Genomic DNA, 10,261 nt, shown 5'->3' with positions numbered 1-10,261 from the left:
TAACATGCAACTTCAATCTTAACAGAGCACTATAATCTTTGCGTTCTTTGCGGTTAATTTCTTTGCGTTCTTTGCGGTTAAAAAAGGATAAACCACTTAATCTTAAAAAAACTTGAATATCGAGTATCAGTTAACTCTTCTTTTCTCCACTTCTCCATCTTCTCCCTTTCTCCTTATTTTTTATCCTACCTGAACCCTTACTCAACCTTTAAAATCATCAAAGTAATATCATCGAACTGAGATTGAGTGCCAGAAAAGATAGTTACTGCCTGTTGAACTCGGTTAATAATTTCTTGTGCTGACATTTGTTGATTCTCACGAAGCACCTGTATCAAATTTTCCTCACCAAATTGTTCTTCTTGTTCATTGATTGCCTCAGTGGCGCCGTCGGTGTAAAAGGCTACCAGATCACCTTTTTTAAGCGAAATTTCCTTCTCTTCCAGTTCAACCGCAGGAATGACCCCAAGTGCCATCCCTTTCCCTTCTAAGATTGCGACCTCATCCTGTCTGATAAGCAAGGGTGGGTTATGTCCGGCATTAATGTAAAGCAAATTCTTTTTCTTTGTATCCAGGATAGCATAAAACAAAGTAACAAACATAGTATTTGCCGTAGCCTCTTCAGCTATAAATTCATTTACCTTACTTATGGCATCAAGTAGTTGAGGATTGGCTATGGTATTAGTTCTGACAACGGTTTTTGATAATGCCATAAACAAAGCCGCAGGAATACCTTTTCCTGAGACATCACCTATGGTTAATCCCCAGCTATCCTCGGTAATCGGGATAAAATCATAGAAGTCGCCTCCAACTTCCTTTGCCGGGATGTTAATAGCAGCTAACTCAAATCCTTCTATCTGAGGAATAATCTGCGGCAAGAAACTCATCTGGATATTTCGTGCAATCTCTAATTCTTTCTGGAGTCGTTCTTTTTCAGCGGTAGTCCGCCACAATTCCTCTGCTTGTTTTTTCACCCTCTGTTCTAAAGTGGCGTTAATCTCGGTTAAGTCATCATTTAGATGCTTAATGCGAAGCAGTGATTTTACCCTGGCTAAAACCTCAGCCCGGTCTATGGGTTTGGTCAAAAAATCGTCTGCTCCTGCCTCAAGTCCCTTTATCCTGTCTTCCTTCTCCCTTAATGCAGTAACCATTACTATCGGAATGAAACTTGTCTCCTTTTTTTCCTTCAATTGCCTGCAGACCTCATATCCATCTAATCCTGGCATCATAACATCTAATAAAATTATATCTATTGGCTCTTGATTAACCTTTATCAGTGCCTCATATCCATCACAAGCCATAATGACCTCATATTGCGTGACCAGAATAGCCTCAAGCAAATCCCGATTAAATTCTTCATCATCAACTACTAAAACCTTTGATTTTCTCGTTTCCATAATTTTAACCTCGCCCCGCAAGTTTCCATATCGGTTTCTTAACCATAACCTTTTATCTAAAAGGCTTTAACCCCTCAAAAACCCGGCAACACTTTGAGCAAATTCTTTAGTATTAATAGGTTTGGTAAGATACCCATCACAACCTGCTGATTCTATCCTTTCTTTATCTCCTTTCATGGCATAAGCAGTCAAGGCTACAATCGGCATATCTTTGTTCATAGAATTTCCTTTGATTATGTTTATGGCAGAAAGTCCATCCATGCCCGGAAGTTGAACATCCATCAAGACAAGGTTAAACCTCTCCTTGTTTGCCAGCTCTATTGCCTCATAAGCATCACCGGCCTCAAAAACGACATAACCTGCCACCTCAAGCAGGTCTTTAGCCAATTCTCTATTCAATGGTTCATCATCAACAACCAGTATCTTTTCTTTTGCCATTTTTTACCTCCATATTTTTGGTAAATGGTAACTGGTAATTAGTTACCAGTTATTTGCTTTTAATTTCGTGAAGCCCTATTTAGAAAATTGGGGCTATGTGTTATTTTCTTAATTTCCATTTTCCTAATTTCTAACTCCCATCCGAGAGGCTTCATTTTGTAACTATTCACAGTATAGCATACGCAGAAAATTATTGCAAGAAATTTTTATAGCGAGAAAGCAATATATTTCTCTTTCATTTTTTCATAACGCTATGTTTTTCCAATTTTAAGAGTAATTCGTTCTTATCTACAGGTTTTAATAAATAATCAGATACTCCAAGGCTAAATCCTAATTCTTTATTATCTATCATAGAGATAATGATTATAGGAATTTCTTTAGTTTCAGGAAGGCTTTTTAATTCTTTCACCACTTCAAAACCACTTTTCCCGGGAAGGATAACATCTAAGGTAATAGCCGAGGGCTTAATCTCTTTAGCCTTCCGGATAGCTTCTTCGCCATCTACGGCATAAACTACCTGATACCCTGCCTTTTCAAGATAGATGGACAAGAGTTCCCTGGATTGTGATTCATCTTCCACGACTAATATAGTAGGTTTGTCTTCTAATTTCTGCACTTTGTATTCTGCTTCCTGCTGTTTGCTCTCTACCCTCTCGGGTAGGGTGAAAGTAAAGGTGCTTCCCTTGCCATGCTCGCTTTCTAACCAGATTTTCCCTCCATGCAGTTCTACCAATTTTCTGGTTAAGGGCAGACCAAGTCCTGTCCCTGCATATTGCTTGGCATAACTGCTATCTATTTGCTTAAATTCCTCAAAGATCTTTTCTTGATCTTCCCTGGCAATTCCAATTCCTGTATCCTGAACAGAAATTTGCACCATTTCATCTACTGGTTTTGCGAGGACATCTACCCTTCCTCTTTCCGGTGTGAACTTAATCGCATTGGAGAGAAGATTATACATTATCTGCTTAAACCTGGCCGGGTCTGCTTTTATGGTTGAGATGCCTTCAACCTTAAAGTCAAGCGAGATACCCTTCTTTGATGCCATATTCTTAATTAATGTCTGGCACTCATTGAATATCTCTTTGGGTAGAATCTCCTCAATCTTAAGTTCTATCTTACCTGCCTCTACCCTGGAAAGGTCTAAAATATCATTGATAAGTATGAGCAGGTGTTTGCCACTGGTAAGGATATTAGAGAGATATTTTTTTTGTTTTTCCTGGAGGCTACCAAAGGTCTCCTCTAATAAAACCTCGCTGAAGCCGATAATGGAATTGAGAGGAGTCCTGAGTTCATGGCTCATATTGGCGAGGAATTGCGACTTTGCCTGATTTGCTTCTTGAAGTTGTTTATTTGCCAAAGCAAGTTCTTTCTTTTGGTTAAAAAAAACTGTTATTATCCGGCTTATGTCTCCAATCTCTGATTTATCTTTTTGTAGTGGAGATAGATATGCTGAATTTTCAGTCAGTGAACCGTTCTGATAAATATAATTACCTCGTGAATCAATAGCAACAATAACCGGAAAATCCTTTACCTTAAATTGAAATATTGCCTCTGTTCCCAAATCAGGGTAAGCAATTACTTTTGCTTGTGTAATTTTTTGTGATAGCCATGCTCCAGCTCCTCCAATCGTAATAAAGTAAATACAACCATATTCTTTCATTGCTGAAATAACCTCTTTTGACCTTTTCCCTTTGCCAATTGTTCCAATCACGCCATTTTTCAAAAGTATTGGTGTGAATACATCCATACGAGAGCTGGTCGTCGGACCGGCTGAACCTATAATTTCTCCTGATTTTGCGGCTGTAGGACCTGTGTAATAAATAGTTATATCTTTTAAATCAATTGGCAATTTTTCTTTTTTCTCCAGGCTCTTAACCAATCTTTGATGTGCCTTATCCCTGGCGGTGTAGAACCAGCCATTAAGTAATATCTCATCACCTACTTTTAGCGAGTTAACTATCTCTTTATTCAAAGGCAAATTAATTTCTTTCATCAAAATCTTCCTTTGTAACTATTCAGCCACGGATGCACACAGATGAAACACTGAAAATTCGGTAACTGTTCACCACAGAGACGCAGAGAAAAATACCTCTCTGCGGTAAATTACCACCTGAACGCTTACAATATTTAAGTGCGCCTGAGAGGACTCGAACCTCCGACACGCGGTTTAGGAAACCGCTGCTCTGTCCATACTGAGCTACAGGCGCATCAAATAGAGTAACCATTCAGGTAATCCTTTACCGCAGAGACGCAGAGGAACAGAGAAATAAATCAGATAACAGAAAAGATTATTGAGGTAATCATTGTCATACATAGGACATCAAAACCAACTTATTAATCAATCATGAGATGTCGGGCCTCAAAAGCTTGCTCTGATGAAAATCAGGAATGGAATTCTGCGTATGGTAAATAGTTTTTAATTTTTTCTCTGCGTCTCTGTGTCTCTGCGGTGAACGGTTACATAAATTTGATATAAAATTATCGGTGGAAGGTATAAAACTAAGATAAAAACAGACAACAATATTTTTTTGAACATTGGATTTCCTATGGAATATGAGTTATATTTTTCTATAAATATCAAAATTCCCAAAACTCTTTACTAATTTAAATTTTGTTTTTAATATAGGTAATGGGTCATAAGTTATCTGGTCGTAGAAACTTTTTCTAACTATTATCCATTTGATTTGAGAGTTACTTATTGTTTCCTCAAAACTCTTATTATTTCCCCCTGTCCAAAAAGGTAGCTTCCCAATTTCAATAAATAAATATATATTACTTGCATAGGCAATGTCATATTGAGTAAGGACTAATTCATTTGGCTTAGTAGATTTTTTAAGATATGAAGTTACCTCTTTAAACCCTCTTTCACCATAACAGTATCCAGTAGAATAAATTGCCTTTTTCTGTATCAAATCAAGACTTATATTTGCAGAGATTAATAATAAAATAGTTCCTAATGTAATAGCCTTTAATAAATTATAATCTCTCTTAATAATCTTTATTATACATACTGCAATAACAAAGAGTATTAAATAAAAAAGGATTATAAAAAACTCTTTTGCCACTAACATTTTTAATTTAATGGGATTATCTATTAAATTTGATTTTGGAACAAAAGGTAACAAAAGAGGATCACCAACCACAAATATGCAATATATGATACACATAAGGATTAAACCAATAGATAACATCACCTCTTTTTTAGTAAATTTAAGATGTTGGAAGATAAAGGATGAGATTACAATGGAGAAAGTAGGTAACATCGGTTGATGATAAAGTACAAATCCTGCACTTTGTATGCTGGTTAAAATAAAGATAATAAAAATAATGCTTCCATATAGAATTAATAAGTCAATCAACATTAATTCTTTATTTTTAAAATATCTTTTTATCGCCTCTACAATACTAAAAATTATTAAGAGTATAAAAAATGGCGATGTCCAGAAGATTAGATTTCTTGTTACTCCAAGTGATGCCAATAAGTCTCTTAACCAATTAGATGGTAAAGAGACTTTATTTAGACAAACTCCAAAGTTATGTTCAAATGGTGTCCAAAATGGATAAGAGAATAACTTACAATGTAATCCCCAGGTAATCAAAAATAGACAGCATCCTACACTAAAGATAATTAATGGTTGAACTATAGCCTTTTTAAAATCTCTATTAATTATATGATAAAGGAAAATAGTTGGTAATAATAAAAGTGTGTGAAATCTTGCCCATAATAATACTGCAAATAAAATACCCAGTAGAATATTATTTTTGTAACTATATTTTTTAATTCCAAACTTAATAAAAAGTAAAAGAAATAAAGTTGAAAGTGGTATAAACGACGGCATACACATTAGTAAACTAGCTTGAATTACTACGGGATTTATCAAAAATAGAAATATGGCTCCTCCACCTATCAAAAAAGCCTTATCATTGTCTTTAAAGATTTCCTTTGCGATTAAATAAATTAAGGGTAAATTACATAAAAAGGAAAAAATATTAATAAACCGCACACTAAAATCTGCTCCATAGAATAGCTTAAAAAATAATACTGTTGCATATGTATTTAGCAAAGGATGCGTATCAGGATAAGGGCCAAAATTTATCCCGCAGTGATAATAAGGCACGCCATTAAAAATAATACCTTTACATAGTAGAAGGTGTTCTAATTCATCGGTTATAAAAGGTCTATTGGTAAATGGTAGAATTAAATAAGAATATATTATTAAACCAATTATGGATAAAATACTAAATATTAGATGAGGCTTTTTTATCTGGGTGATTGAATTCATATTGATACTTTCCTTTTTTTGATATAAAGATAATAGCCTAATAACCCAATTGTAAGAAATAATGAAAGCCCTATTAGACCATATATTAGCTGATTATACATTGAATCAAAAATTCTAAGATAATGTTCACAAGGTAATGTTTTTTTCCAACCGGTGTAATAAGCTTCTTCTACGAGATTATGTCCAAAGGATATAAAAAAATCTTTCCAGATGGTTAAAACTGCTATTACCCCACTACAAAGAATCACTCCCAAACTACCTAATGGTAAAATATATGCCTTTATATTTATAATATGTTCTTCATCCTTTTTCCACTTAGTTGTAAATAAAATATATATCCAATATCCAAGAACACAGGTATTGATTAATGAATTGATTATTTTAGATGGATTGACTATAAACCCCAGCGAAATAGTATTAAGCCAGTTGACAATAACTCCATCATGCAACGACATATTGGCAAAAATAGTAACTGACAGGGTGAAGTATATCCATTTTAATCGTTTATCTAAAAACCAGACCATCGAAAGTAATGGTAATACCATATACATATGGTTTGAATGTATCCTGGTAAGAAACATAAAAAATATATATGCTACAAAAGATGAGAATAAAAAAATTGATGTATAACTATAATTTTTACATAGTCTTAATAGAGTATATGAAAAAAAGATAATCATTAAAAGGGATCCTGCTATCTTATATGATATAAGTCCTAAAAATAATTCATTTTCACTTACCGGATAAGCCCGCCCAAATGTCAACAACCACCAAAGATTATGAGCGCCACAAGAGATAAAAGGCATACAATGTGCTATTTGAATAAATATATATACTACTTTATGCAGTTTATTCGTCCAAATAAAGGGAAAATTTATCACCAAAGCAGTAATTACTCCTATAAATATTCCTTCAATAACTCTTTTTATACCAAAGCGTATGAAGGTAAGTAATAAAATCACTGGAACAAAAATCCATACTTGTGGTTTAGTAAAAATGCCGATAGTAATAAACATCCAACTTAGTTTAGACTTATTTTTAGTTATGGAGATAAGAGAAAGAAGAATACATAAGGAATGTATGGCATCAGGTTGCCCCCAGTAAGAAGAAGCAAAAATAATTGCCGGATTAAAAGCATAAGATATCATTACCCAGTAGGCAGTTTTAAAACCTACTTTTCCCCTCACAAATAAAAAGATGATAATCGAAGTAATGATATCTAAGAGGATTAACGGTAACTTCATTAAGAAAGTAAATAAATGGTTTTCTATGACAAAAGTAGGAGAGAAAAATTTATATATAAGTCCTGATATTTTAAAAAAATATAGAGAAACAGGCGGATAGAGGACTGGATAGGGATATTTATATTGTTCATCTTTAGATATAGATGGATAGGCATTATGAATTCCCTGAATAGTTATTTGCTTAGACCAATTTTTAAATTGTGTTAAATCATAGCATCCAGAAAATGGTGCTATGGAGAACCTTATTATTAAGGCTAAAAATAAACTTATCACTATTAACCATATTTTTCTATTAATTCTCATTTCTTCTCCTGAAAACATCTCACACAAAGGCACAAAGAAAATATTTTTTTAATCACGGAAATATGGAAATACACAAACACGAAATAAATGGATAAAATCCGCGTCCATCCGTTAAATCTGCGTCATCCGTGTGCTATTCATTTCTCCTTTGTGGCCACCTGTAAACATGTCCCGTTCCCTTTTTTTAACTCTTTTCTGCTATGATAAGCATTTGTCGGGCAAAAGGTTTAATCGGCAGATATAAATAAATCTTTATCAAAAATGTCCATTTGGGGAGTTTTGATTTCATCGAGAAAGGGATAAATTTTGGAATAACCCTTTTTATCTTCAATCCTTGACTTTTTAAAAAATCGGAAAGACTGACCTCGGTAAAAATAAGACGGTGAGTAAAGTCATCAAAATATTCCTTATAGGCATATTTAAAATTTGGTTGAATAATGATCAACTTTCCCCCTTTTTTCAATATTCTTACCACATGCTTGATTGTTTTCTCAAATTCATCTAACCCAAGATGTTCAAAAAAATTACTTGCAAAGACAACATCAAATGATTCATCAGAGAAATTACTCATCTCTGTGGCAGATTGGAAATGGAGATAGACATCAGGATGGGCATAATCCTTTATTCCTTCAAATAGATCAATGGCATGCTTTTCCAGGGCAATAATATTGTTAATAAAATCACAATACCCACATCCCAACTCTAATATCTTAGAGCTAACAGGAATATCCTTTTGAAGGTATCTGGTTAGAACCTTCCAAACATTTTCCCTTTCTTTCTGAAATGAAAATCGTGAATAAAAATATGATTGATTAACCACGGTGATAAAAATTTCCTTTTTGGGAGATGGGAAATTACAAAAAATTGCGACCTGTGCAGTTAAGCTGTAGTTTCGTCATTTTTATCAAAACTTAACTTTAAGAGAAAGAATTTTTATCTTGAAATAATAAGTTTCCACATATCTATAGCTGTAATTGCAGCTTTAATAAAATTATTACCTACCCCTTTACTTTGCCCCACTCTTTTTTTTAATGTTATAGGAATTTCTATTACCATAAGATTATTTTTTAAAGCCACAAGTATCATTTCACATAAAAAGTGATTTCCTTTTACTTCTAATTTATCTATTATTTTTTCAAGAGCATCTCTTCTTATTATTCTATAAGTGCATCCCATATCTGTTAATCTTACTGACCAGAATTTAAGTTGGACCAATTTAGCCATTAGAACATTCCCCCATTGCAATAAGAAATTCATTTGTGAATCAGGGGTATTTAATTCTTTTGTGGTCCTTGTTCCAACTACCATATCTGCATTTTCAAGATATGCAGTAAATTTCTTTAAATCGCTGCCTGAAAAAGTACAATCTCCTTCTACAAGACATATTATATCTCCGTATTTCATTGCTTCTCTTAAGGCTTTTATACAGCAGGCTCCATAACCTTGAATTTCTTCTTTAATCACTGTGGCACCGGCTTTTCTTGCTTCTTCTGCTGTTTTATCCGTTGAGTTATTATCCACCACTACTACCTTACAAACATTTTCCTGGTTTATGAAATCTTCAGCGGCTTTTTTTATAGAGAGTTCGTCATTATAAGCAGTCATCCCTACGGAAATATTGAGATTTTTCACCGGACTAAACTTCAGAGTTTTTGCTGAGGGGGAAAAAAATAAAGATAGCAAGTCAATCATTACTAATGCTATAGAAATGAAAAAAGAAAAATAAGTCAACTTTGTAAGTATTGCTTCTGCAGTCTGGAAATTTATAATGAAAGATAAAATTTGTGCCAGATAACAAATAAATGAAAATATCAATCCGTGTACTCCATATAAAAGTAGATAATATGTTCTCATGTTTCTTCTCCTTGTTTTACCACAGGTAATGTCAAAATTAACCACAGAAAACACAGAGTTTATGGCTTATAGCCTATGTTCAATAAGTCAATGCTATAGGCTATAAACTAACTCTTTTACCCATTGCCCTGAATTAAATTCAGGGTCAATAACTGTGCTTCGTATATTTTATTCATTGTTTCTACTGCCAACAGAAATTCTTTTTGAGATTCCTCTCTGTGCACTCTGTGGTTTTATTATTTTTTGTTCTTACAACTGATGTTATCTACAGTATATATTGAAAGTTCTCCTACTTTTTTATACAAAAAGTAATTTTTTTCTACCAAATCAAAAAACTCCTTAGGTGTCCATTCATTATCACATACGGCTACCCTGACTTTACGATTAATGATTAATTCTTTAGTTTCTGGTGTAGATATACAACGGGCTATGTGGAGTTGTCTGGAAGATAGTATCGGTTCAAGATCATATACGGATCCTCCTCCTTCAAGTCCATCTATTACTTTTACTCCAGCACCAAAGGCATATCCTGGCTGGCCACCAGGTTAAGATTTTCTCTCCTTCCTGCGTTACTTCGCTGATTTCGAGACCCCTCTAATGTTTTGCATGATTTTTAACTGAAAGCATTCAGAGAGTATTTATTTGCTGGAACACCTAATAGTTGTAATATTTCCAGCTGCAGAAAATTCAAGCTCGTCATATATGAAGATATAACTCCATTATGAACAATCTCCACTAAGTTAAT

At 33.9% G+C, this 10,261-nt stretch carries 8 protein-coding genes and 1 tRNA gene; 1 reads left to right on the top strand and 8 read right to left on the bottom strand.

The window, feature by feature from the left end; all coding sequences use genetic code 11:
- Positions 1–197: 197 nt before the first annotated feature.
- The 8 genes from AB1414_09265 to AB1414_09230 all read right to left on the bottom strand — a co-directional run bounded on the left by AB1414_09265 (position 198) and on the right by AB1414_09230 (position 9,516).
- Positions 198–1,394 (bottom strand): SpoIIE family protein phosphatase, encoded by a 1,197-nt coding sequence (locus AB1414_09265; protein ID MEW6607629.1) that lies wholly within the window; start codon positions 1,392–1,394, stop codon positions 198–200.
- A gap of 66 nt (positions 1,395–1,460) precedes the next feature.
- Positions 1,461–1,832: a response regulator gene (locus tag AB1414_09260; GenBank protein ID MEW6607628.1), complete on the bottom strand. Its 372-nt coding sequence runs from the start codon at positions 1,830–1,832 to the stop codon at positions 1,461–1,463.
- A gap of 235 nt (positions 1,833–2,067) precedes the next feature.
- Positions 2,068–3,825 (bottom strand): FumA C-terminus/TtdB family hydratase beta subunit, encoded by a 1,758-nt coding sequence (locus AB1414_09255; protein ID MEW6607627.1) that lies wholly within the window; start codon positions 3,823–3,825, stop codon positions 2,068–2,070.
- 139 nt (positions 3,826–3,964) lie between these two features.
- Positions 3,965–4,039 (bottom strand) — tRNA-Arg (locus AB1414_09250).
- Positions 4,040–4,390: 351 nt separating this feature from the next.
- The gene (locus AB1414_09245; protein ID MEW6607626.1) at positions 4,391–6,115 is read right to left on the bottom strand and encodes a glycosyltransferase family 39 protein; all 1,725 of its coding nucleotides are present in this window, start codon (positions 6,113–6,115) and stop codon (positions 4,391–4,393) included.
- On the bottom strand, positions 6,112–7,662 hold the full coding sequence (locus AB1414_09240) for a hypothetical protein (GenBank protein MEW6607625.1): 1,551 nt from the start codon (positions 7,660–7,662) through the stop codon (positions 6,112–6,114). The genes AB1414_09245 and AB1414_09240 overlap by 4 nt, the downstream gene beginning before the upstream one ends.
- Positions 7,663–7,846: 184 nt before the next feature.
- Positions 7,847–8,482: a class I SAM-dependent methyltransferase gene (locus AB1414_09235; GenBank protein MEW6607624.1), complete on the bottom strand. Its 636-nt coding sequence runs from the start codon at positions 8,480–8,482 to the stop codon at positions 7,847–7,849.
- 113 nt (positions 8,483–8,595) lie between these two features.
- Complete coding sequence (locus AB1414_09230; GenBank protein MEW6607623.1) at positions 8,596–9,516, bottom strand: glycosyltransferase family 2 protein; 921 nt, start codon at positions 9,514–9,516, stop codon at positions 8,596–8,598.
- Positions 9,517–9,903: 387 nt separating this feature from the next.
- Between AB1414_09230 and AB1414_09225 the strand changes: the two genes are divergently transcribed.
- The gene (locus AB1414_09225; GenBank protein ID MEW6607622.1) at positions 9,904–10,065 is read left to right on the top strand and encodes a hypothetical protein; all 162 of its coding nucleotides are present in this window, start codon (positions 9,904–9,906) and stop codon (positions 10,063–10,065) included.
- The last annotated feature ends 196 nt before the right edge of the window (positions 10,066–10,261 follow it).

Source organism: bacterium (assembly GCA_040755795.1).
Taxonomy (GTDB): Bacteria; UBA9089; CG2-30-40-21; order CG2-30-40-21; family SBAY01; genus JBFLXS01.
The sequence above is the reverse complement of the archived record's forward strand: the minus strand, read 5'-3'. Positions and strand labels throughout refer to the sequence as shown.